This is a genomic window from Streptomyces sp. 11x1 (assembly GCF_032598905.1).
Classification (GTDB): domain Bacteria; phylum Actinomycetota; class Actinomycetes; order Streptomycetales; family Streptomycetaceae; genus Streptomyces.
The window spans coordinates 3,246,332-3,269,905 of record NZ_CP122458.1 but is presented as its reverse complement, the minus strand read 5'-3'; the positions used below and the strand labels follow the sequence as shown (position 1 = coordinate 3,269,905).

Below are 23,574 nucleotides of genomic sequence, written 5' to 3'. Positions count from 1 at the left end.
CCGCACGGGCCCCGCGTCACTGTCACGCCGTCTCCTCCCCGTGCCACCGCCGCCACAGCGCCGCGTACGCGCCGTCCGCCGCCACCAGGTCGTCGTGGGTGCCTAGTTCGGTGAGGCGGCCGTCCTCCATCACCGCCACCCGGTCCGCGTCGTGGGCGGTGTGGAGGCGGTGGGCGATGGCGACGACCGTGCGGCCGTGCAGGACCGCGGCGAGGGCGCGCTCGGTGTGGCGGGCGGTGGTGGGATCGAGGAGGGCCGTGGCCTCGTCGAGGATGAGGGTGTGCGGGTCGGCCAGGACCACCCGGGCGAGCGCCAGTTGCTGCGCCTGGGGGCCGTCCGTGCGGCGCCCGCCCTCGCCGAGGCGGGTGTCCAGCCCGGCGGGCAGGTCACGGACCCAGCCGTCCGCGCCCACCGCCGACAGCGCCGCCCACAACTCCCCGTCCGTGGCCGCCGGTTCGGCGATGAGGAGGTTGTCCCGGACCGTACCCAGGAACACATGGTGCTCCTGGGTGACCAGGACCACCTGGCGGCGCAGCCGTTCGGGGGCGAGGTCGACGACGGGCACCCCGCCCACCGTCACGCTCCCGGCGGTCGGCGCGTCGATGCCGGCCAGGAGGCGGCTCAGCGTCGTCTTCCCGGCGCCGGACGGGCCCACCACCGCGAGCCGCTCTCCCGGGCGGACCGTCAGATCCACACCGCGCAGCACCTCGCCGCCCCGCTCGTACGCGTACCGGACACCCCGTACGTCGATACGGTCGTCCGCGGGCTCCGGGGTGGCGGCGGAGCCGGTGCGCGGCGCCCCGGCCAGACCCTCCACCCGGGCGAACGAGGCGCCGCTGCTCTGCAGCAGCTCCACCCGCATCAGGATCTCGTCGAGCGGGCCGCTCAGCTGCTGCAGATACAGGGCCGCCGACACCACCACGCCCAGCGTGACCGCGCCGCGCGCGAGCAGCACACCGCCGAGGAGGAGCACGAGGACCTGGGGCACGAAGTACGAGACCTCGACCCCGGGAAAGAACACCGTGCGCAGGAACAGGGTGTGGAAGCGGCGGCGCCGGGACTCCTCCAGCGCGTCCCGGCTCGCGGTGATCCGCCGGTGCTCCAGCCGCAGCGCCTCGACCGTACGGGCCCCCGACGCGGTCGCCGCGACGATCTCCGCCACCTCCGAACCGGCCGCGCCCTCCGCGAGATAACCGGCGCGCGCCCGGCGCAGATACCAGCGCAGCACCACCCCGATGCCGCTCAGCCCGACCAGCGCGCACACCCCGAGCAGCGGGTTCAACGCGAACACCGCGCCGATCAGGAACAGCGCCTGCACCGAGCTGATCAGCAACTCGGGGCCCACGTCACGCAGGGTCCTGCCCACCGCGTCCACGTCGGCCGTGCCGCGCGCCGTCAGATCGCCGGTCCCCGCCCGCTCCACGACCGACGCCGGCAGCGCCAGGGTCCGGTCCACGAACTCCTCGCGCACCCGCGCCAGCGTCCGTTCCCCGAACCGGTGCCCCACGTACCGGGCCCAGCGCGCCAGCAGCAACTGCGCCACCGCGCACAGCAGGATCGCCGCCGCGAGCCGGTCCACGACCCCGACGCCGGCCCCGCCGCGCACCTCGTCGATGATCCGCCCCACCAGCCACGGCCCGGCGAGCCCCGTGGCGGCAGCCGCCCCGTTCAGCCCCAGCACGGCCAGGAAGGCCCGCCCGTCCGCCCGCACCAGCCGCACGGTCGCCCGCCGCACGGCCCGCGCGTCGGCGATGGGCAGCCGCCCGGAGGGATGGGGGTCGAGATCAACCGCCGCTGCTTTTCTGGCTCTTGCCGCCGTCGCCATCACCGTACGACCTCCGCGTCCGTGCGCCCCGCGCCACCCGTGTCCTCCCCGCCGCGCGCCCCCTCCGGCTCTCCCGTGTCCCGTGCCACCAAGTTGCGGTAACCCGGTTCGGCGGCGAGGAGTTCGTGGTGGGTGCCGGTGGCCGAGACCTTGCCGTCGACCAGGTGGAGGACGGTGTCGGCGTGGGCGAGGACGAGGGGCGACGTGGTGGTGACGAGGGTCGTACGGCCCGCGCGGGCGGCCCGCAGCCGTCCGGCCACCCGGGCCTCCGTGTGCGCGTCCAGCGCCGAGGTCGGCTCGACGGCGAGCAGCACCTCCGGGTCGGCCACCAGCGCCCGCGCGAGCCGTACCCGCTGCCGCTGACCGCCGGAGAGATTGCGGCCCTGGGCGTCGATCGCCGAGTCGAGGCCGTCCGCGAGGCCCTGCACGATGTCCTCGGCCACCGCCGTTCGCAGCGCCCGCCCGGCCGTCTCGTCGTCGACGTCCCCGTGCCCGCCGAGCAGATCGCGCAACCGGCCCGCGAACAGGTCGGCCTCGTGGTCGGCGACCAGGATCCGTGCCCGGACCTGCGCCAACGGGATCGCGTCCAGCGGGATGCCACCCCAGGTCACCGCGGTCGGCGCGTACCGTCCGAGCCGGTCCACCACGGCCGCCGCGTCGGCCGGCCGGTCGGCGGCCAGCGCGACCAGCCGGCCGGGCGGCACCCGCACCCCCGACGTGGGGTCGTGCAGCGTCGACGGCTCGGCGGGGGCGTCCGTCGTGCCGCGGTCCGGCAGCGGCTCCAGGTTCAGGAACCGGATGACGCGCCGCGCGGCCACCACCCCGCGGCTGACCTCGTAACCCCAGTCGACGAAGTACGACACGGGCCGCACCAGCACGGTGACGTACCCGTACACCGACACCAACTCGCCCACGGTGATGGCCCCCTGCGCGGCGAGCCGGGCCGCCAGCCAGGTCACCACCGCGAGGAACAGCGTCGGCAGCCCCACCCCGAGCGCCTGCATCCAGCTGGTCACCGCTCCCACCCGGTACCCCTGCGCCCGCAGCCGCTGCGAGTCCCGGTGGAACGCGCCGGCGACGAGCCCCTTGCCGCCCAGCCCGTTGAGGACTCGTAGCCCGCCCGCGAGGTCGGCGATCCGCGCGGTCAGCACGCCCCGCCGCTCGCGGTACTCGGTCTCCGTGCCCTGCAGCCGCCGCATCATCGGCCCCACGATCACCGCGATCAACGGCATCCCCAGCAGCACGACCGCCGCGATGGGGAGGGAGACCGACACGAGCAGTCCGGCGACCACCAGGTAGGCGGCGAGTGCGCCGACCCCCGGCCCGATGACCGTCAGGGACCCGGCGATCGTCTGGACGTCCCCCACGCCGATCGTGACGACCTCCCCGGCGCCGGCGCGGCCGGGCAGCGCCGCTCCCAGCCGGACGGCGTGCGCCATCACCACCTTCACCGTGCGGAAGTTGGCGTCCATCCGGACCCGGGTCATCGTGCGGTGGCGCATGATGCTCAGCCAGGCGTTGAAGGCGCCGACACCGAAGAGGGCGGCGGTCCAGCCGACCAGGGCCCGGTGGTCGCCGGGTTCCAGTCCCTCGTCGATCGCGCGGGAGAGCAGATACGGGGTGGCCGCCAGCAGGACCATCCACACGCACGAGATGAGGGAGCCCAGGGCGGAACGGCCGGCCTGCTGCTTGACCAGCCACCACAGGTAGCGGGCGCCACCCCGGCGGTCGGGGATGCCGGGGTCCTCGTACGCGTTGATCATCGGCCCCCGATTCAGGTGTGGGACAGGTCGTGTTTCGGCTTCGGCCATGGCTGGACGGGGAGCTGGACGGTGCTGCTCACGCGGTTCCCCGCGTCCCTCTCGGACACATGGCCGCGGCGAGGCCGGTCCCGTCGTGCGCGGAGAAGACAGGCATGCTCGCGACACTGTCAGCGGCGTCCGGATCGGGCAACTGGGTTTCCATGACGTGCTCGTCGCCTCGTCGGCGGACGGTTCCTCGTGCCGGTACGACCTGCGGGAACGTCAAAGGGGCTCGCCGAAGGGCTTCGCCGGAGGGCGTTCATCCGACTCGTCGCGTTCCTGGTGGGGGCACTGCCGGGTCCGGTGCTCTGCGTGGCGCGTTCTCCTGGGCTTCGAGCAACTCGTCACCGTGCTCGGTCGCCCAGCGTCCGAGCGCCGCCATGGGCCCCTCGACGAGGCTCTGCCCCAGCCTTGTCAGGCTGTAATCGACGCGAGGTGGCGCTTCGGCACGTGCCTGGCGGTCGACCAGGCCGTTGGAGAGCAGACGACGCAGGGCGTCGGTCAGGACCTTGTCGCTGATGCCGCCGATCGCCACGCGCAGCTCGCGGCGGCGGCGCGGGCCCGGGCGAAGAGCCGCCAGCACCACGGGGTCCCAGGTGTGGGTGAGGAGATCGGTGGCGGCACGCAGCCGGCAGTCGGCGACCAACTCGTGGCAGGGGCCTTCGTGATCAGTCATCTCGTCGCCCATCATCGCGCGATCGTCACGCACCGATCGGTGCGTGACGCCTTGCCTAACGTGACTGCCCATTCGACCGCCACATGAGAGGAAGCGACGATGCGCATCGGGATCCTGGGAACGGGGACATTGGCGGCGGCCCTGGGCGAGGGCTGGGCCCGCGCCGGGCACGACGTGGCGATCGGCGGGCGGTCGCAGGGCAAGGCGGAGAAGCTCGCCGAGCGACTGGGCCACGGAGTGCACTCCGTGGCGCCGCGCGAGGCGGTCATCGGGCGCGACGCGGTGCTGCTCGCCGTGTCCTGGGACGGCGTCGAGGACATGCTGGGACTGGCGGGCGCGGCCGAAGGTCTGCTTGCGGGGACGCCGTTGATCGATCCCACGAACGCCGTCGCGCATGGAGTCGGCGAACTGCTCACCGAGCACGGCGAGTCGATGGCGAGGCGGATCGCCGGGCTCGCTCCGGGGGCTCATGTCGTCAAGGCCTTCCATCTCTTTCCCGCCGGTCAGTGGACGAGCGTTCCCGGCTGTGACCGGGCCGTCGTGACCGTGGCGATGTGCGGCGACGATCCCGCGGCACTGCGTGTCGTCGGCGAGTTGGCACGTGACGTCGGCGGGACTCCGGCGATCCTCGGGGCGCTCGATCGCGTCCGCCAGCTGGAGGAAGTGGCGGGTTTCGTCATCGGCCTGGTCTTCGCCGGCTTCGACCCCAACTCCGCGGTGCCTCGCGTGTCGTCGTCGCCTGTGCGGGACTGACCCGCTGCCCCCCATCGGACGGGGAGAGCCGGTCCGCACCCGCGTGCTCCGAGGACCGCGCGCACCGATCGCGCCATCCCGGATCGAGCGTCCGCGTCCTGCAGGGGGCGTCACGCCAAGCTGTCCCGCCAGGCCCGGTGCAGGTCCGCGAAGCGGCCCTTGCCTGCGATCAGGTCCGCCGGGGTGCCGTCCTCCACGACGCGGCCGTGTTCCATCACCAGGACCCGGTCGGCGATCTCGACCGTGGAGAGGCGGTGCGCGATCACCACGGCCGTACGCCCGCGCAGCACCGTCGCCATCGCGCGCTGGACCGCCCGTTCGCCGGGGATGTCGAGCGAACTGGTCGCCTCGTCCAGGATGAGGACGGCCGGGTCGGCCAGCAACGCCCGTGCGAACGCCACGAGTTGACGCTGACCGGCGGAGATACGGCCACCCCGCTTGCGTACGTCGGTGTCGTAGCCGTCGGGCAGCGCGGTGATGAAGTCATGCGCGCCGATGGCCTTCGCGGCGCGTTCGATCTCCTCGCGGCCCGCGTCGGGGCTGCCGATGGCGATGTTCTCGGCGACCGTGCCGGAGAACAGGAACGACTCCTGCGTCACCATGATCACCCCGCGCCGCAGCTCGGGCACCGAGAGGTCGCGCAGATCGACACCGTCCAGCAGGACCCGCCCGGACGAGGGGTCGTAGAAGCGGGCCACCAGCTTGGCGAGGGTCGACTTCCCGGCGCCGGTGGAGCCGACCACCGCCACCGTGCTGCCTGCCGCGAGGGTGAGGTCGAAACGGGGCAGGACCTCGCCGCCGGTGCGGTACGCGAACCGTACGTCGTCGAACACGACCTCCCGGCCGGGGAGTTCACGGTCCGGCACCGGCAGTTCCCTCGGCTCGGCGGGCTCCGGGACCGACGGGGCCTGGGCCAGCAGCCCGGCGATCTTCTCCAGCGAGGCCGCGGCCGACTGGTACGAGTTGAGGAACATGCCGAGCCGGTCGATCGGGTCGTACAGCCGCCGCAGATACAGCACCGCGGCCGCCAGCACACCCAGCGCCAGTGTCTCCGACGCCACCCGGTACGCGCTCCACAGTACGATCGCCGCGACCGTGATGTTGGCGACCACCCGGGAGCAGACCACATAGCGGGCCATCTCCAGGATCGCGTCGCCGTTCTTGCGCTCGTGGTGCCGGTTCAGCGCGCTGAACTCGGCGTCGTTCGCGGCCTCCCGGCGGAACGCCCGCACCGGACGGATCCCGTTCATCGTCTCCGCGAACTTCACGATCACCGCGGCGATCGCGCTGGACCGGGCCGTGTAGACGCTCGCCGCGCGCCGCTGGTACATCCGCACGAACCCGTACAGCGGTACGAACGACGCCAGCGCCGCCGCGCCGAGGCCCAGGTCGAGCCAGAGCAGCATCGCCGAGATGTAGACGAAGGCGAGGATCACCCCGATGAGTTCCTGGAGCCCCTCGTTGAGCAGTTCGCGCAGCGACTCGACGTCCGTGGTGGACCGGGAGATCAGCCGACCCGAGGTGTACCGCTCGTGGAAGTCGATGCTCAGTGCCTGCGCGTGCCGGAAGATCCGGCCGCGCAGATCCAGCAGCACGTCCTGGTTCACCCGCGCGGACGCCCCGATGAACAGGTACTGCAGTCCGCCGGCCGCCAGCGCGCACGCCAGATAACCGGCCGCCACCGCGATCAGCGGCCCGTGCCGGCCGTCCCGCAGTGCCGGTACGGCACTGTCGATGGCGTACGCCACCAGCAGCGGGCCCGCCTGCACGGCGGCCTGCTGGAGCAGGAGCAGCACACTCGCCACGATCACCCGGGTCCGCATCGGCGCGAGCAGGGAGCGCAGCAGGGCGAGGGTGGCGCCCGGGGGAGTGGGGAGGTCGTCGTGGTCGAACGGGTCTTCGGCGGGGGCGGGGGCGGCGGCGGATGCAGGAGCCCGGTGCGTGGGGGCCGCGCCCCCGGGAGGGGCGGACAGGTCGCCGTCGGGCGCGGTGGTGGGCCGGTCGCCGTCGGGCGCGGGGGTCGGCCGGTCGCCTTCGGGCGACTTCTCCAGGGACGTCACCGTGCCCGAACGCCCCGCCGGATGCCCGTTCGCCTCGCTGCCCGACACTGCGCCCGACGCTCCGCTCGAAACTGCGCGCGGATCATCGCTCGGCACCGCGCGTCGATCATCGCTCGGCACCGCGCTCGGTTCACCGCCCGGATCACCGTTGGGTTCCCCGGTCGACACGTCGTCCGGCTCCTCGTTCGGTTCCTTGTTCGGCGCGGTGGTCAGGGGCGCCGTCATCGCTCGTCCTCCTCGGTGCCGGACATCAGATGGGCGTACTCGGTGTTCGTGCGCAGCAGTTCCTGGTGGGTGCCCACGGCCGTGACCCGGCCGCCGGAGAGCAGGGCGACCCGGTCGGCGAGCAGTACGGTCGACGGGCGGTGCGCCACGATCAGCGCGGTCGTCTCCGCGAGCACCCGGCGCAGCGCGGCCTCCACCGCGGCCTCCGTGTGCACGTCCAGCGCCGACAGCGGGTCGTCGAGGACGAGGAAGCGGGGTCTGCCGACCACCGCCCGCGCGAGCGCCAGGCGCTGCCGCTGGCCGCCGGAGAGGCTGAGGCCCTGCTCGCCCACCTGGGTGGCCGTGCCCTGCGGGAGCGCGTGCGCGAACTCCGCCTGGGCGATGGCCAGGGCCCGGTCCAGCTCGGTCCCGCCCGCGTCCGGCGGGGCGCCCATCAGCACGTTCTCGCCGACGGTGGCGGAGAACAGGGTGGGTTCCTCGAAGGCCACGGCGACCAGGCCGCGCAGCGCGTCCCTCGGCATCGTGGCGATGTCCTCGCCGTCCAGGGTGATGCGGCCGGAGGTGACCTCGTGCAGGCGGGGGACGAGGGCGGTGAGGGTGGTCTTGCCGGAGCCGGTGGCACCGACCAGGGCCATCGACTCGCCCGGCCGGATGTGCAGGTCGATGCGGTCGAGGGTGGGGGCGCTGCCGGGAGCGGCGTCGGGGTAGCGGAAGGTGACGCCGTGGAACCGGAGCCCGCCGTCTCCGCCGTTCCCGGCCCCGTCCTCCCTGGCCCTGTCCTCCCCGTCCCCGTACCCGTACCCGTACCCGGTCCCGCCGTCCCCGGCCGGGCGGAGCGCCGGGGCACCGGACCCCTTGGGGTCGCCGGACTCCGGCTCCTCGTCCATCACCTCGAAGTACCGCTCCGTCGCCGTCGCCGCCTCCTGGCTCATCGCCAGCAGGAAGCCGATGGAGTCGACGGGCCAGCGCAGCGCGAGCGCGGTGGACAGGAAGGCGACCAGGGTGCCCGCCGACAGCACGCCGTCGGCGACCTGGACGACGCCGAGGACGAGGGCCGCGCCGATCGCGATCTCGGGGAGCGTGATGATGACGCCCCAGATCACCGACAGCAGGCGGGCCTTGCGCAGTTCCGTGCCGCGCAGGGTCCGGGAGAGCTCGCGGAACGCGCGCGCCTGGCTGCGGTGCCGCCCGAACCCCTTGATGATGCGGATCCCGAGGACGCTCTCCTCGACGACCGTCGTCAGGTCGCCGACCTGGTCCTGCGCGAGGCGCGCGACGGAGTTGTACTTCCGCTCGAAGACGACGCAGGTCACGATCACCGGTACGACGGGCCCGAGGATGACGAGCCCCAAGGTCCAGTCCTGGGCGAGCATGATGATCACGCCGACCACGATGGTGACCGCGTTGACCAGCAGGAACGTCAGCGGGAAGGCGAGGAACATCCGCAGCAGCATCAGATCGGTCGTCCCGCGCGAGAGGAGCTGACCGGAGGCCCAGCGGTCGTGGAAGGCGACCGGGAGGCGTTGCAGATGGCGGTAGAGATCCGCGCGCATCGACGCTTCGACCCCCGCGAGGGGCCGCGCCACGAGCCAGCGCCGCAGGCCGAACAGCAGGGCCTCGGTGAGCCCGAGGAGCAGCAGGTACAGCGCGCCGAGCCACACGCCCGCCGGGTCCCGGTCGGCGACCGGGCCGTCCACCATCCACTTCAGGACCAGCGGGATGAACAGGCCCACGAGGGAGGCGACGATCGCGACCACCGCGGCGACGGACAGCCGCACCCGCACGGGCCGCACATACGGCCACAGCCGCAGCAGCGTACGTACGGCGGAGCGTCCCGGGGCCTTCGCGGGCGGCTCGGCCCACTCGGGTTCCGCGGGCCAGGACTCAGCCCGCTCGGCGTCCGCGGGCTCGGAGGCCGCCCCTGGTTCCTCGGTCCGGTCGGGTTCCTCTGCGGTGGCACGTGTCGTGGGCATCAGCAGCGAGCCTACGGATAGCCACTGACAACGCCCACCGAGTTTTGGCCGGACCTCCATCGGTCGTGAGTCCTACGACGATCCGCCGAGCGTCCCGCGACCCGCGCCGCCGGAGGAGCGTACGGGCAGGTCGGAGCGGGTCGTACCGGCGCATCGACCGATCGGCTGATGCCCGTTCGAGCGCGATGGCCGATGCGCGCGCCCGGGTCCCGCCGGGATTCTCGGCACATGCCACACACGTCGTCCACACCCGTCATCGAGGTCACCGACCTCCGCAAGACCTACGGCGGCCGCGCCGTCGTCGACGGTGTCTCCTTCACCGTCGAGGAGGGCGAGATCTTCGGGATCCTCGGCCCGAACGGCGCCGGCAAGACCACCACCGTCGAATGCGTCGAGGGCCTGCGCGTGCCCGACGCGGGCCGGGTCCGGGTCGCCGGCCTCGACCCGGTCACCGAACACCGGGCCACTCGTCTGCTGCTCGGCGCGCAGCTCCAGGAGAGCGAGCTGCAGCCCAAACTCACCGTGCGCGAGGCGCTGGAGCTGTACTCCGCCTTCTACCCGGCCCCGCTGGACTGGCGGCCGCTCGCCGAACGCCTCGGCCTCACGGCCAGGCTCGGCACCCGGTTCGCCAAGCTCTCCGGTGGCCAGAAGCAGCGGCTGTTCATCGCGCTCGCCCTCGTCGGCGATCCCCGGATCGTCGTCCTGGACGAGCTGACCACCGGCCTCGACCCGCGCGCCCGCCGGGACACCTGGCAGCTGATCGAGGACATCCGCGCGGGCGGGGTGACCGTCCTGCTCGTGACCCACTTCATGGAGGAGGCGCAGCGGTTGTGCGACCGGATCGCCGTGATCGACCAGGGCCGGGTCGCCGCCCTGGACACCCCGGCCGGGCTCGTCCGGCGTTCGGCGGGCGCCACCGTCATCAGCTTCACGCCCTCCGCCCCGCTGGACGACCGTGACCTGAACGCGTTGCCCGCGCTCGCGGCGGTCGAGCACAAGGACGGCCGGGTCACCCTCTCCGGCACCGACGAGACCGTCAACGCCGTCCTCACCCTCCTCGCCCGCACCCACACCACCGCCCACCAACTCCGGGTCACCGACGCCACGCTGGACGACGCCTTCCTCGACCTCACCGACGAGACGACGCGGCCGCGCGGCACCGAGGGCAGGCACCGCACCGAGGGCACGCACCGGACAGAGCCGACGAAGGGAGCGGCGGCATGAGCACCGCACTCGACCGCCGTGGCGAAGGGCGCCGCGGCATGAGCACCGCACTCGTCGACACCGCCGTACTGAAGAGCGAGGTCCGCCTTTTCCGCAGGGAGCCCGGCAGCCTCTTCTGGATCCTGGGCTTCCCGACCGTCCTGCTGGCGATCCTCGGCTCGATCCCGTCCTTCCGCGAGGCCGACCCGGCCTTCGGCGGGCTGCGCCCGGTCGACGGCTACGTCCCCGTGAGTGTGCTGCTCGGGCTGATCGTCGGCGGGATCCAGGCGATGCCCCAGATCCTCACCGGCTACCGCGAACGCGGCGTCCTGCGCCGGATGTCCACGACCCCGGTCCGCCCCGCCGCCCTGCTCTCCGCACAGATGGTCCTGTACGGAGGTGCCGCCCTGGTGTCGGCGCTGCTCGCCCTGGCGGTCGGCCGGCTCGCCTTCGACGTACGGCTGCCCGAGCAGCCCTTCGGCTACGCGGTGGCCCTCCTCCTGGCCGTCCTGGTCGCCCTCGCCCTCGGCGCCGTGATCTGCGCGCTGTCCCGCACCACGAGGATCTCGGCGGCGATCGGCTCCGCCGTCTTCTTCCCGGCGATGTTCTGCGCGGGTGTGTGGATGCCGGTGCAGACCATGCCGGACGTCCTGGCCCGGTCCGTCGGACTCACCCCGTTCGGCGCGGCGGCGCAGGCACTGAACGAGGCGGCGGCGGGCGCCCGGCCCGGCTGGGACCACCTCGGTGTCCTGGTGGCGTGGACGGTGCTGCTCACGGCCGCGGCCGCACGCTGGTTCCGATGGGAGTAGGCGGGGCACCGGCCGTGCAGACTGGGGAGATGACCGCGGCGGACCGGATGATCGAGCGGCGCTGGGACCAGTTCCACCCCTGGGGGCCCTACGGGCTGCTCGGCGTCAGCGCCGTCCTCGCCGTCCTCGCCGCCGGCGAGTTGATGGCGGATGCCACCGAGTGGTACGTCGCCGGGGCCCTGATCGTCGCCGCCGTCGCGCTCCAGGTGTGGTGGCACGTCACCCGCGGCGGACGCCCACCGACCGGCTCCTACCTGACCGGCACCCACCCGTCGGGCCCCCGCCCGGCCGGTCACCGCTGCCTGACCCCGTCCCCGGCCGGGACCGGCTACTACGTCGTACGCTGGGCCATCGCCTTCGCCCTGACCTGGATCAACCCGTTCTTCGCGTTCTACGCCGCCACCGGCTACATGGACGCGGACCTACTGCCGGGCCGATGGCGACGGCTCGGGCTGTTCGCCTCCGCGGTCACCGTGGCGGGCGCGCAGTCCGGCGGGCTGCCGCCGGACGGGGCGGCCCGCTGGGCCGTCTTCGCCGCCCTGCTGGCCGCCAACTCCGGACTGCAGATGGTGATCGCCCATCTCACCGAGCAGGAGGAGCGGCGGACCCGCGAGCGCACGGCGACCATCGCCGAACTCGAACGCACCAACGCCGCCCTCCAGCAGGCCCTCGACGAGAACGCCGCGCTGCACGCCCAACTCCTCGTCCAGGCACGGGAGGCCGGGGTAGCCGACGAACGCCGGCGGCTGGCCGCCGAGATCCACGACACCATCGCCCAGGGCCGACCGGCATCATCGCCCAGCTCCAGGTCGTGGCGATCACCCCCGACCTCGCCGTCGCCCGCACCCACCTCGCCCGCGCCTCGGACCTGGCCCGCCACAGCCTCGGTGAGGCCCGCCGCGCGGTGCACAATCTCGCGCCGGTCGCCCTGGAGCACGACGGGCTGCCCGAGGCGCTGAAGAAGACGGTCGCGGAATGGGGCGAACGGACGGGCGCACGGGCCGAGTTCATCGTCACCGGCGGGGTGGAGCAGCTGCACGACGAGGTCGCGGCGACGCTCCTGCGCATCACCCAGGAAGCCCTGTCGAACGCGGCCAGGCACGCTCGCGCCGGCCGCGTCGGCGTCACCCTCTCCTTCCTCGGCGACGAGGTCATCCTCGACATCCGCGACGACGGCCGGGGGTTCGACCCCCTCGCCGTCCCCGAGCGCACCGGCACCGGCGGCTTCGGACTCGACGGCATGCGGGTCCGCGCCGAGCGCATCGCCGGCACCCTCACCGTCGAGTCCGAGCCGGGCCAGGGCACGGCCCTGTCGGCTCGCGTACCGTTGGTCCGCCATGACTGACGAGGCGCACCCGCATTCACCCCCGCATCCACCCCCGGATCCGCATCCGGAGAATCCCGTCTCCCTGCTGATCGTCGACGACCATCCCGTCGTACGGGACGGTCTGCGCGGCATGTTCGAGTCCGCGCCCGGCTTCGCCGTCCTCGGCGAGGCGTCGGGCGGCGTCGAGGCGGTGGAACTCGTCGCCGCGCTCGACCCCGACGTGGTCCTGATGGACCTGCGCATGCCGGGCGGGGGAGGCGTGGACGCCATCCGTGAGCTGACCCGCCGGGCGGCCCGCGCGAAGGTCCTCGTCCTCACCACGTACGACACCGACTCCGACACCCTCCCGGCGATCGAGGCGGGCGCGACGGGCTACCTCCTCAAGGACGCGCCGCGCGAGGAGTTGTTCACGGCGGTCCGCGCGGCCGCCGAGGGCCGCACCGTCCTCTCCCCGGCGATCGCCTCCCGTCTGGTGGCGGCGGTCCGCACCCCGCGCGCCCCCGCCCACGAGCCCCTCTCCGCCCGCGAGCGCGAGGTCCTCACACTCGTCGCCCGGGGCACCGCCAACCGTGAGATCGCCCGCGAACTCTTCATCAGCGAGGCCACGGTCAAGACCCACCTCACGCACCTCTACGCCAAACTGGGCGTGAAGGACCGGGCGGCGGCGGTGGCGAAGGCGTACGAACGCGGGATCCTCGGCTAGCCGGGGCACGGCAGCCCGCACCTTGCCGTGGCCTGATGCGCTCTTTCTCGCCCCCGCCGCCCCTACCCGTCCCATCCCCAGGGGCTGCGCCCCTTCGACCCGCTCGGTCGTCGGTCGTCCGCGGGCCCGGTGGGGCTTCTCGCGCAGTTCCCCGCACCCCTAATAGGGGCGCGGGGAACTGCGCGAACGGGGTCCGGGGCGGAGCCCCGAGTCTTTGACGCGGGGGTCGAAGGGGCGCGCAGCCCCTGGGGACGGGACGGGTAGGGGCGGCGGGGGCGAAGGAGAGTCAGTCGGCCACCCGCAGCAGCAGTACGCACCGCGCCGGTACCGTCACCGTCTCCCCCGCCCGGTGCAGCGCCCCCGGTCCCTCCCCCTGTTCCTCCCGGGACGTGTCGACGACCACCTCGTACTGCCTGGCCCACGGTGTCCCGGGCAGTACGAAGCTCACCGGACGGTCGCCGGCGTGCAGGACCGTGAGGAAGCTGTCGTCCAGGACGGGAGCCCCCCGCGCGTCGCGGCCCGGGATGTCCCGGCCCGAGAGATACATGCCCAGCGTCGCCGCCGGCGCGTACCAGTCCCGCTCGGTCATCTCCGTGCCGCGGGCGGTGAACCAGGCGAGGTCGCGCAGCCCGTCCGCCGAGTGGGCGCGACCGGAGAAGAAGGCGCGGCGGCGCAGGACCGGGTGCGCGTGGCGCAGCGCGATCAGCCGGGACGTGAGGTCGAAGAGGGCCTTCCAGGCGGGGTCCTCCAGCAGGCTCCAGTCGATCCAGCTGATCTCGTTGTCCTGGCAGTACGCATTGTTGTTGCCCCCCTGTGTGCGGCCCAGTTCGTCGCCTGCGACCAGCATCGGCACCCCCGTGGAGAGCAGCAGGGTGGTCAAGAGGTTGCGCAACTGGCGCCGCCGCAGCGCCCGTACGCGTTCGTCGTCCGTCTCCCCCTCGGCGCCGCAGTTCCAGGACCGGTTGTCGTCCGAGCCGTCCCGGTTGCCCTCCCCGTTCGCCTCGTTGTGCTTGCGCTCGTACGACACCAGGTCGCGCAGGGTGAAACCGTCGTGGGCGGTGACGAAGTTGACGGAGGCGTAGGGCCGTCGGCCGCCCCAGGCGTACAGGTCGCTGGAGCCCGACAGCCGGTAGCCGAGGTCCCGCACGTCCGGCAGCGCACCCCGCCAGAAGTCCCGGACCGCGCCCCGGTACCGGTCGTTCCACTCCGTCCACAGGGGCGGGAAGGCGCCGACCTGGTAGCCGCCCGAACCCACGTCCCACGGCTCGGCGATCAGCTTCACCCGGCGCAGCACCGGGTCCTGGGCGATGACCGCGAGGAACGGGGAGAGCATGTCGACGTCATGCATCGAGCGGGCGAGCGCGGCGGCGAGGTCGAAGCGGAAGCCGTCGACGCCCATCTCCGTCACCCAGTAGCGCAGGGAGTCGGTGATCAGACGGAGCACGTGCGGCTGCACCACGTGCAGGGTGTTGCCGCAGCCCGAGTAGTCCGCGTAGCGCCGCGCGTCGTGCTGCAGGCGGTAGTAGCCCCGGTTGTCGATGCCGCGCAGCGACAGGCTCGGGCCGCGTTCGTCGGCCTCGGCGGTGTGGTTGTAGACCACGTCGAGGACGACCTCGATACCGGCGGCGTGCAGCGCCCGCACCATCCGCTTGAACTCCCCGACCTGCTGCCCGGTCGTGCCCGACGAGGCGTACGCCGCGTGCGGGGCGAAGTAGCCGATCGAGTTGTAGCCCCAGTAGTTGCGCATGCCCCGGCGCAGCAGATGGTCCTCGTGGGCGAACTGGTGCACGGGCAGCAGTTCCACCGCCGTCACCCCCAGCTTCACCAGGTGCTCGATCGCGGCGGGGTGCGCGAGACCGGCGTACGTGCCGCGCAGTTCCTCCGGGATGCCGGGGTGGGTCATGGTGAAGCCGCGGACGTGCAGCTCGTAGATGACCGAGTCCGCCCACGGTGTCTTCGGGCGGCGGTCGTCGGCCCAGTCGTCGTCGTCATGGACGACGACGCCCTTCGGGACGTGCGGTGCCGAGTCCCTCTCGTCGCGCACCGTGTCGGCGACATGCTGCTCGGGCCAGTCCCGGACGTGCGCGTACACCTCCGGAGGGAGGGTGAAATCGCCGTCCACGGCCCGCGCGTACGGGTCCAGGAGGAGCTTCGCGGGGTTCCAGCGGGCGCCGGTCCACGGGTCCCAGCGGCCGTGCACGCGATAGCCGTACCGCTGCCCCGGCAGGACGCCCGGTACGAAGCCGTGCCAGATCTCATGGGTCAGCTCGGTCAGCCCCAGCCGGGTCTCCTCGCCCGTCGCCGAGAACAGACACAGCTCGACGGACTCCGCCCCGCCCGCCCACAACGCGAAGTTGGTGCCGGCGACCCCGTCGGGGCCCACCCGGAACCGCGCCCCCAGCGGTGTCGGCGCCCCCGGCCACACGGGCCTCGGCTCCGGCGCGGCCCCGTCACGCCGGTCGCCGTTCAGCACGGTGGCCGGACGCGCGGCCGGCACCCCCCGCGTCCCCCGTACTTCGTCCTGCTCGGCTGCGCTCGACACCTCAGGCCTCCCGCGGCTCGGTGGGCGACGGAGAAGGGGAGCGAGATGTCCCGTCACCGCTCCCCATCGCGTCGTCCTCCCAAGGGTTCTGCCCAGAGCACGCCTCGCACTCACGTTTCCCGGGGGCGTGCGCCGTCGTTGGGCCGCACGTGAACCACGCACAGAAGCACGCGCGCCGCGCCGGGGCCGCCCTGGCCGCCGCGCTCACCTGGGCCGGCCTGCTCGCCGGGGTCGCCGGATGCACCGCCGGGCCGCCGCTCACCAGCGGAAAGGCGCCCGGCGACACGATCCGGGTCACACCGGAGGACGGCAGCAAGGGCGTGCGCCCGGAGCAGCGCTTCGAAGTACGGGTGCCCAGCGGGCGCCTGGAGTCCGTCAAGGTGGTGAAGTCCCAGGACGCGCAGGAGTCACCCGTCCCGGGACGGCTTTCCGCCGACGGACTGACCTGGCGCCCCACCGGCTCACGGAAGCTCGCGCTGGCCGCCCGGTACACCGTCGACGCCGTCGCCCTCGACGGCCACGGCCGGCGCTCGGCACGGCACGTCACCTTCACCACGCACGTCCCCGACGAGCGCTTCATCGCGTACGTCACACCCGAGAACCGGGCCACCGTCGGCACCGGGATGATCGTCTCACTGGAGTTCAACCGGGTGATCGAGGACCGCGCGGCCGTGGAACGCGCCGTCGAGGTGACCGCCGAGCCGGCCGTCGAGGTCCGCCCGCACTGGTTCGGCGGGGGCCGCCTCGACTTCCGCCCCGAGAGGTACTGGAGGCCCGGCACCAGGGTCACCGTCGCCCTGCGCCTGCGCGACGTCGAGGGCGCGCCCGGCGTCTACGGCCAGCAGGACAGGACGTTCTCGTTCACCGTCGGCCGCCACCAGGTCAGCGTGGTCGACGCGGCCCGGCACACCATGCGCGTGGAACGCGGCGACGGGGTGCTCGCCACCCTCCCCATCACCGCCGGGGCGCCCAGGACCACGACGTACAACGGGAAGATGGTCGTCACCGAGATGCTGGAGGTGACCCGGATGAACGGGGCCACCGTGGGCTTCAGGAAGGCGAACGGCAAGAGCGAGTACGACATCCCGGACGTTCCGCACGCCATGCGCCTGACCACCTCCGGCACCTTCCTGCACGGCAACTACTGGGCGCCGGACGCCTTCGGCCGGGCCAACGTCAGCCACGGCTGTGTGGGCCTGCGCGATGTGAAGGGCGGCGATTCCGGCACCCCCGCAGGCTGGTTCTTCGACCGCAGCCTCGTCGGGGACGTCGTCGAGGTCGTGAACAGCGATGACAAAACGGTCGCTCCCGACAATGGCCTCGGAGGGTGGAACATGGGGTGGAAGGAATGGAAAGCGGGTGCGGCGGTGAAGTAGGCCGACATAGCGACGACATGGCACCCGGCCCGGCACCGGCAGGGGGGACGCGCGTGATCATCCAAGTTGGGACTGAACGGTGACATTCACCGAGACCCATCCATTCCGATCATCTGGTTAATGTACGTGCGTACGCGCACGCTGCGCGTAGGGGTGCGGGCCTGCTCAGGCCGTGCGAGGGGAGAACAGAGAGTTGAACGGGCGACCGATATCGGGGGCGTCGGTTGGCGCGCGTACGCGGCGGCGCAAGGGGGCCCTGGCCGTGCTGCCGGTCCTGATGCTGCTCACCGTCACCGCGTGCGGCGGAGGCGGGGGTTCGGACTCCGGCTCCGGCGGCGACAAGGGGAAGGGCTCCGACAAGAGCGCCTCCGACAAGGCGGCGGCCACCGGGCCTTCGGAGGCGGTCGTCTCCATCGCCCCGAAGAACGGCGCCGATGCCGTGGCGACCAGCGGCGCGCTCAAGGTGACCGCCGCCAAGGGCAAGCTGTCCGAGGTCACGGTCGAGAACGACAAGGGCGAGAAGATCGCCGGCGAGATAGCGAAGGACGGCTCCAGCTGGACGCCGTCCATCCACCTCAACTCGGCCACCGAGTACAAGGTGCACGCCGTGGCGAAGGACGCCGAGGGGCGTGAGGCGGCCGAGGACTCGTCCTTCACCACCCTGACCCCGAAGAACACCTTCGTTGGCATCTTCACCCCCGAGGACGGCTCGAAGGTCGGCGTCGGCATGCCGTTCTCGGTCCGCTTCACCCGGGGCATCACCGCCCCCGAGGACGTCGAGAAGGCCATCACCATCAAGACCGAGCCGGCCGTCGACGTCGAGGGCCACTGGTTCGGCAACGACCGTATCGACTTCCGCCCCGAGAAGTACTGGAAGGCGGGCACCAAGGTCACCGTCGACCTCAACCTCGACGGTGTCGAGGGCCGCGACGGCGTCTACGGCGAGCAGCGCAAGAAGATCTCCTTCACCATCGGCCGCAGCCAGGTCTCCACGGTCGACGTCAAGAAGCTCACCATGAAGGTCGAGCGGGACGGCAAGGTCGTCAAGACCATCCCGGTCACCACCGGCAAGCCCGGCATGGAGACCTGGAACGGCCAGATGGTCATCAGCGAGCGCCTGCGCGTGACCCGGATGAACGGCGATACCGTCGGCTACGGCGGCGAGTACGACATCAAGGACGTGCCGGACGCCATGCGGCTGACCACCTCCGGCACCTTCATCCACGGCAACTACTGGGGCGGCGGCGCCTTCGGCAACTACAACGCCAGCCACGGCTGCATCGGCCTGCGCGACACCCGCGGCGGCTGGGACCGCAAGGCACCGGGCGCCTGGTTCTTCGACAACTCGATGGTCGGTGACGTGGTGATCGTCAAGAACTCCAACGACCGCGTCGTCGACCCGGACAACGGCTACAACGGCTGGAACATGTCCTGGAGCAAGTGGAAGGCGTGAGGCGCCACCGCCTGAGCGTCTGAAGCAGGTCCGGAGTAGGCACGTACGGCCCCGGTGTGATGCACGGCACCGGGGCCGTTGCCGTTAGTGGCCGTTAACCTGCCTTCATGACCGTCCATCTCGAAGTCGCCGAAGGTGTGGGCACCGTCCGCCTCGACCGCCCCCCGATGAACGCCCTGGACATCGCGACCCAGGACCGCCTCAAGGAAGTCGCGGAGGAGGCGGCGGAACGGGACGACGTCCGCGCCGTCGTCCTCTACGGAGGAGAGAAGGTGTTCGCGGCGGGCGCGGACATCAAGGAGATGCAGGCCATGGACCACGCGGCGATGGTCGCCCGGTCCCGCGCCCTCCAGGACTCCTTCAGCGCCGTGGCCCGCATCCCCAAGCCGGTCGTCGCGGCCGTCACCGGGTACGCCCTGGGCGGCGGTTGCGAGCTGGCGCTCTGCGCGGACTACCGGATCGCCGGGGAGAACGCGAAGCTCGGCCAGCCGGAGATCCTGCTCGGGGTGATCCCGGGCGCGGGCGGCACCCAGCGGCTGTCCCGGCTCGTGGGCCCCTCCAAGGCCAAGGACCTGATCTTCACCGGCCGGATGGTCAAGGCGGACGAGGCCCTGACGCTCGGTCTGGTGGACCGGGTCGTCCCGGCCGACGAGGTGTACTCCGCCGCGCACGAGTGGGCCGCCAGGCTGGCGCGCGGGCCGGCGATCGCGCTGCGGGCCGCCAAGGAGTCGATCGACGCGGGCCTGGAGACCGACCTGGAGACCGGCCTGGCCATCGAGCGGAACTGGTTCTCCGGGCTGTTCGCCACCGAGGACCGCGAACGCGGAATGCGGAGCTTCGTGGAGGAGGGCCCGGGCAAGGCGAAGTTCGTCTGACGGCCAGGGAAGCACGGCGGGCATGCTTTGAGCGAGCGCGGCCGACGCGCCCTGCGAGCGGGTCGGCGCGCCTCGCCGTGCACGGCCGGCCCGGCTCGTCGCGCACGTTGGCAGGGCTCGTCAGCATGGTCGGCGCGCCTCGCGAGCACGACCGGCGCGCCTCGCCGCGCAGGGTCGTCACGGCTCGTGCGCGTTGTCGGCCCGGCTGGCGTGGCTCGTGAGCGTGGTCGGCGTGGCTCGTCGCGCACGACCGGCACGCACGGTCGGGCCGGGGCCGAAATCCGCCGTACAAGTTCCGCTGATCGACTTGCAGTTGACGCGGTGTATTACCCACGTCCCCCGAAGGAGCGGTTTATCCGAGCCTTAAGGCAGCCTTAAGGGATTCCCGCCCAAGAGACCCGACACTGACCGAAGTTCAGGTCGTTCGCGCAGGCCAGACGGGCTGTGCCGAGCAGATTGCTGCCGCTGGCATATGTCAAACGAAACCCCCGGAATGGTTGGTTCCGGGGGTTGTATTCCCGTGGAACGGCCCCGAAGAGGGCTCAGGGCGGCCATGATGGGGTCATGGCGGGGCTGGAGGGTATCGAACAGCCGCGGCGGCACGGGAGTGCGACCGCGGCGCGTTGGTCACCTGCGATCGAGGACGAACGGGCGCAGAAGGCACTGGAGTTGTTCGGCAATCCCACCGAGGGAGAGGTTCCGCTTCCGTCCCGTCCCGAGTCCGCGGCCACCGCGCGGCGGCTCGCCCAGGTCGTCGTCCTGCGCCAGTGGCGGCTGTCGCCGAAGATGACCGAGGACGCTGTCTTACTCGTCTCCGAACTCGTGGGCAACGCCGTACGGCACACCGGCGCCCGCGTTTTCGGACTCCGTATGCGCCGCCGGCCCGGCTGGATCCGCGTCGAGGTCCGCGACCCCTCACGGGGGCTGCCCTGTCTGATGCCGGTCCAGGAGATGGACATCAGCGGCCGAGGCCTGTTCCTGGTGGACAAGCTCTCGGACCGGTGGGGGGTCGATCTGCTTCCCCGGGGCAAGACGACCTGGTTCGAGATGAGAGTCGCGGACCGGTAGACAGGTCAGGATCACGGGCCCGTCGGCCCGTCACCACGCGTACCTCCGTCGAGCCGCGCACCCGGCGGCAGCCGCCACGCACCTCCGTCGATCGGCCGAATCGCCGGCATTCATGGTGAACCTCCCTATAAAGGTCGCGTGACCACCACCCGCACCTCCCTCAAGCAGCACCACCTCGTGCGGCGCGCCCTCCTCGCGGCCGCCGTCCTCGCCGCCGTCGCCGCGTGCGGCTCCGAGGCCGGGACCACCGAGCAGGAGCGGCGCATCCGGGCCGACCGGGCCGCCACCGAAGCCGAGGCCGCCGAGCGGAAGAAGAAGCAGCAGCGGACGGCCGTCCGGGGCCTGCGTGGCATGCCGCCCGTGCTGGACCCCGGGGACGTCTACGCCGCCGACCGCCCGAACCGGCTCTCCCCGGTGGTCAAGGACTTCCCCTCCCGGGTGTACGTGCCCAACAGCGAGTCCGACACGGTCACCGTCATCGACCCGAAGACCTACGAGGTCGTCGAGACCATCCCGGTGGGCCGCCAGCCCCAGCACGTCGTCCCGTCCTGGGACCTGAAGACCCTCTGGGTCAACAACAACCGGGGCCACACCCTCACCCCCATCGACCCGAGGACGGGCAAGGCGGGCAAGCCGGTCGAGGTGCACGACCCGTACAACCTCTACTTCACGCCCAACGGCGAGTACGCCGTCGTCATGGCCTCCCTCGACCGCGAACTCGTCTTCCGCGACCCGCACACGATGAAGCGGATCAAGACCGAGCCGGTCAGCTGCTACGGCGTCAACCACGCCGACTTCTCGCTCGACGGCACCTACTTCATCGTGTCCTGCGAGTTCAGCGGCGAACTGCTCAAGGTCGACACCGCGAGCATGAAGGTGATCGGGCAGCGGAAGCTGCCGTTCGAGGGGGCCATGCCGCAGGACGTGAAGATCTCACCGGACGGCAAGCGGTTCTACATCGCCGACATGATGGCCCACGGCATGTGGGTCCTGGACGGCGACACCTTCGAGGAGCCGAAGCTGCTGCCCACCGGCAAGGGCACCCACGGCCTCTATGTCGGCCGCGACTCCCGCGAGATGTACGTCTCCAACCGGGGCGAAGGCACCGTGTCCGTCTTCGACTTCACCGAGAACAAGCTCACCAAGAAGTGGCACCTCCCCGACGGCGGCAGCCCCGACATGGGCGGTGTCTCCGCCGACGGCAAGGTCCTGTGGCTCTCCGGCCGCTACGACTCCGAGGTGTACGCCATCGACACCCGCACCGGGGAACAACTCGCCCGCATCCCCGTCGGCAGCGGCCCGCACGGCCTCGCGGTCTACCCGCAGCCGGGCCGCTACTCCCTCGGGCACACGGGCATCTTCCGGTGACACATGACAGTACGACAGCGAGACCGACGTCCTGGTCGACCAGCCCTCGTCGTACGTCTCCACGACCTGCGACCACGACCTCTGCAAGACCTGGCACAAGTCGGGCTACCGGGGAATGAGCAGGATCTCCGAGCCCACCGGCCGATAGCCCGCCGACTGGAACGCCCGCACGCTGCGGGCGTTCCCCGGCGCGATCTGCGCCCACAGCGGCTCGTCGACGAGATGGCGGGCGGCATGCACCAGCGTCCGGCCGAGCCCCCGCTGCCGTACGCCCTCGTCCACCTCGACCGAGACCTCCAGCCGCCCGGCGATCCCCCGGCCCGTCGTCAGGACGCCGCCGTCCACCGTCCACACCCGTACGTCGTCACGGCGCCGCCGCGCGTACACGACGCGCGGGTGGCCCGCGTCCCGGATCTCGCGCAGCGGGAGCGGGGGTTCGCCCGGCAGGGGCGGGGCGACCAGCATCGCGTCGATGGTCTCGGCCGTACGGCCCGTCCGTTCCATGAGGGCCGCCAGGAACCGGGGGTTCATGCTCGCGGACAGCGCGTCGCACTCCATCGTCGCCAGGCGCTCGCGCACCCACCGCGGATCCTCGTCCGTGAAGACGACGGAGTGCGCCGTGAAACAGAGGACCCCCGCGTCCCGGGGGGAGTCCTGGGGGACGACGGTCGTACCGCCGTCCGCCGACGGGAAGACCCCCTCGGCCGCCGCGTCCAGAATGTCCCGCAGACTCTCCATCTCCGTACTCCCCGCACCGCCCTCGAGCCCCCACCCACTGGAAGCCCCACACTCGCAGACATGATCGAGAACGGCACCGGCCTTTTCACCATCGGGCAGCTCGCCCGCGGCTACGACGCCCGCCTGCTGGTGGGCGAAGCCTGGGTGGTCGCCGTACGGCGTGCTCGGGTGTCCGGTTAATCTGACCTGCGTCAGTAGGACTGTCGGCAGGACTGCCCGACAAGAGGCAGAGCACCAAGAAGGGGCGGATCGGTGGCGGACATCGAGGCAGCGCGCAAGGAGTTCCAGCGGATCGACGCGGACGGGGACGGGTTCATCACCGCCGCCGAGTTCAAGACCGCCCTGGCCCAGGAAGGCGACTGGAACGTCACCGAGTCGGTGGCGGAGGTCATCATCCGCACCCGCGACCTCAACGGCGACAAGCTCCTGTCGTTCGACGAGTTCTGGGCCCACCTGGACAAGTGAGCCGAGCGGCCGAGGGGCGCCCTCCGTCATGTGCGACGGAGGGCGCCCCTTCGTCGTACCGGGGTGGGGAGGGAATGGGGCAGGGCGGGACAGGGGTGCACCGGGTGATGCATGCATGTGCATACACAACAGGGGCCCGCACCCCGGGACCCCTCCCTCCCCACGATCACATAGTGGAGTGCGCGCGGGTTCGTCCATGGTGATCTGATTCGGGGAAGCTGCATTTCAGCAGGCAGACCGCGTCTTCGGCGGCATTCACCCGTTGGTGTGGGATCTCAGCAGTTACTCGCAGATTCTGCGAGTAACCCATGTAATTTCCGGGTTCGTGTCAGA

The 23,574-nt window shown here is 72.1% G+C and carries 17 protein-coding genes and 1 pseudogene; 11 read left to right on the top strand and 7 right to left on the bottom strand.

The window, feature by feature from the left end; all coding sequences use genetic code 11:
* Nucleotides 1-22: 22 nt before the first annotated feature.
* From P8T65_RS14020 to P8T65_RS14010, 3 genes are all read right to left on the bottom strand, one after another.
* The gene (locus P8T65_RS14020) at nt 23-1,825 is read right to left on the bottom strand and encodes an ABC transporter ATP-binding protein (protein WP_316725737.1); all 1,803 of its coding nucleotides are present in this window, start codon (nt 1,823-1,825) and stop codon (nt 23-25) included.
* Nucleotides 1,825-3,588, bottom strand: coding sequence for an ABC transporter ATP-binding protein (locus P8T65_RS14015; RefSeq protein WP_316725736.1), 1,764 nt, complete (start codon nt 3,586-3,588; stop codon nt 1,825-1,827). Before P8T65_RS14015 ends, P8T65_RS14020 begins: the two co-directional genes overlap by 1 nt.
* Nucleotides 3,589-3,886: 298 nt before the next feature.
* Nucleotides 3,887-4,303: a helix-turn-helix domain-containing protein gene (locus P8T65_RS14010; RefSeq protein WP_316725735.1), complete on the bottom strand. Its 417-nt coding sequence runs from the start codon at nt 4,301-4,303 to the stop codon at nt 3,887-3,889.
* A 99-nt stretch (nt 4,304-4,402) separates the two neighbouring features.
* Between P8T65_RS14010 and P8T65_RS14005 the strand changes: the two genes are divergently transcribed.
* Complete coding sequence (locus P8T65_RS14005; protein WP_316725734.1) at nt 4,403-5,056, top strand: NAD(P)-binding domain-containing protein; 654 nt, start codon at nt 4,403-4,405, stop codon at nt 5,054-5,056.
* 110 nt (nt 5,057-5,166) lie between these two features.
* Here P8T65_RS14005 and P8T65_RS14000 read toward each other — a convergent pair whose 3' ends face one another.
* Entirely contained in the window at nt 5,167-7,341 is a 2,175-nt protein-coding gene (locus P8T65_RS14000) for an ATP-binding cassette domain-containing protein (protein WP_316725733.1), read from the bottom strand.
* Nucleotides 7,338-9,314, bottom strand: coding sequence for an ABC transporter ATP-binding protein (locus tag P8T65_RS13995; RefSeq protein ID WP_316725732.1), 1,977 nt, complete (start codon nt 9,312-9,314; stop codon nt 7,338-7,340). Before P8T65_RS13995 ends, P8T65_RS14000 begins: the two co-directional genes overlap by 4 nt.
* A gap of 228 nt (nt 9,315-9,542) precedes the next feature.
* On the opposite strand from P8T65_RS13995, the gene P8T65_RS13990 reads away from it, so the two are divergent.
* The 4 genes and pseudogenes from P8T65_RS13990 to P8T65_RS13975 all read left to right on the top strand — a co-directional run bounded on the left by P8T65_RS13990 (nt 9,543) and on the right by P8T65_RS13975 (nt 13,356).
* Entirely contained in the window at nt 9,543-10,538 is a 996-nt protein-coding gene (locus tag P8T65_RS13990; RefSeq protein WP_316725731.1) for an ABC transporter ATP-binding protein, read from the top strand.
* Nucleotides 10,539-10,576: 38 nt separating this feature from the next.
* Nucleotides 10,577-11,326, top strand: a complete 750-nt coding sequence (locus P8T65_RS13985; protein ID WP_316731581.1) for an ABC transporter permease — start codon at nt 10,577-10,579, stop codon at nt 11,324-11,326.
* Between the two features lie 29 nt (nt 11,327-11,355).
* Nucleotides 11,356-12,671 (top strand): annotated as a pseudogene (locus P8T65_RS13980) (sensor histidine kinase).
* Nucleotides 12,664-13,356, top strand: a complete 693-nt coding sequence (locus P8T65_RS13975) for a response regulator transcription factor (RefSeq protein ID WP_316725730.1) — start codon at nt 12,664-12,666, stop codon at nt 13,354-13,356. Before P8T65_RS13980 ends, P8T65_RS13975 begins: the two are co-directional and overlap by 8 nt.
* Nucleotides 13,357-13,642: 286 nt before the next feature.
* Here the strand turns inward: P8T65_RS13975 and glgX are convergent, their stop codons facing one another.
* A complete protein-coding gene (gene glgX / locus P8T65_RS13970; protein WP_316725729.1) occupies nt 13,643-15,898 on the bottom strand; it encodes a glycogen debranching protein GlgX in 2,256 nt (751 codons plus the stop codon).
* 149 nt (nt 15,899-16,047) lie between these two features.
* Between glgX and P8T65_RS13965 the strand changes: the two genes are divergently transcribed.
* The 5 genes from P8T65_RS13965 to P8T65_RS13945 all read left to right on the top strand — a co-directional run bounded on the left by P8T65_RS13965 (nt 16,048) and on the right by P8T65_RS13945 (nt 22,038).
* Nucleotides 16,048-17,274, top strand: coding sequence for an Ig-like domain-containing protein (locus P8T65_RS13965; RefSeq protein WP_316725728.1), 1,227 nt, complete (start codon nt 16,048-16,050; stop codon nt 17,272-17,274).
* A gap of 193 nt (nt 17,275-17,467) precedes the next feature.
* Entirely contained in the window at nt 17,468-18,727 is a 1,260-nt protein-coding gene (locus P8T65_RS13960; protein ID WP_316725727.1) for an Ig-like domain-containing protein, read from the top strand.
* Between the two features lie 107 nt (nt 18,728-18,834).
* A complete protein-coding gene (locus P8T65_RS13955; protein WP_316725726.1) occupies nt 18,835-19,602 on the top strand; it encodes an enoyl-CoA hydratase-related protein in 768 nt (255 codons plus the stop codon).
* Between the two features lie 564 nt (nt 19,603-20,166).
* On the top strand, nt 20,167-20,670 hold the full coding sequence (locus P8T65_RS13950; RefSeq protein WP_184899603.1) for an anti-sigma regulatory factor: 504 nt from the start codon (nt 20,167-20,169) through the stop codon (nt 20,668-20,670).
* A 138-nt stretch (nt 20,671-20,808) separates the two neighbouring features.
* Entirely contained in the window at nt 20,809-22,038 is a 1,230-nt protein-coding gene (locus tag P8T65_RS13945) for a YncE family protein (RefSeq protein ID WP_316725725.1), read from the top strand.
* Between the two features lie 105 nt (nt 22,039-22,143).
* On the opposite strand, the gene P8T65_RS13940 is transcribed toward P8T65_RS13945, so the two are convergent.
* A complete protein-coding gene (locus P8T65_RS13940) occupies nt 22,144-22,776 on the bottom strand; it encodes a GNAT family N-acetyltransferase (protein ID WP_316725724.1) in 633 nt (210 codons plus the stop codon).
* A gap of 252 nt (nt 22,777-23,028) precedes the next feature.
* Between P8T65_RS13940 and P8T65_RS13935 the strand changes: the two genes are divergently transcribed.
* A complete protein-coding gene (locus P8T65_RS13935) occupies nt 23,029-23,241 on the top strand; it encodes an EF-hand domain-containing protein (RefSeq protein ID WP_013000557.1) in 213 nt (70 codons plus the stop codon).
* The last annotated feature ends 333 nt before the right edge of the window (nt 23,242-23,574 follow it).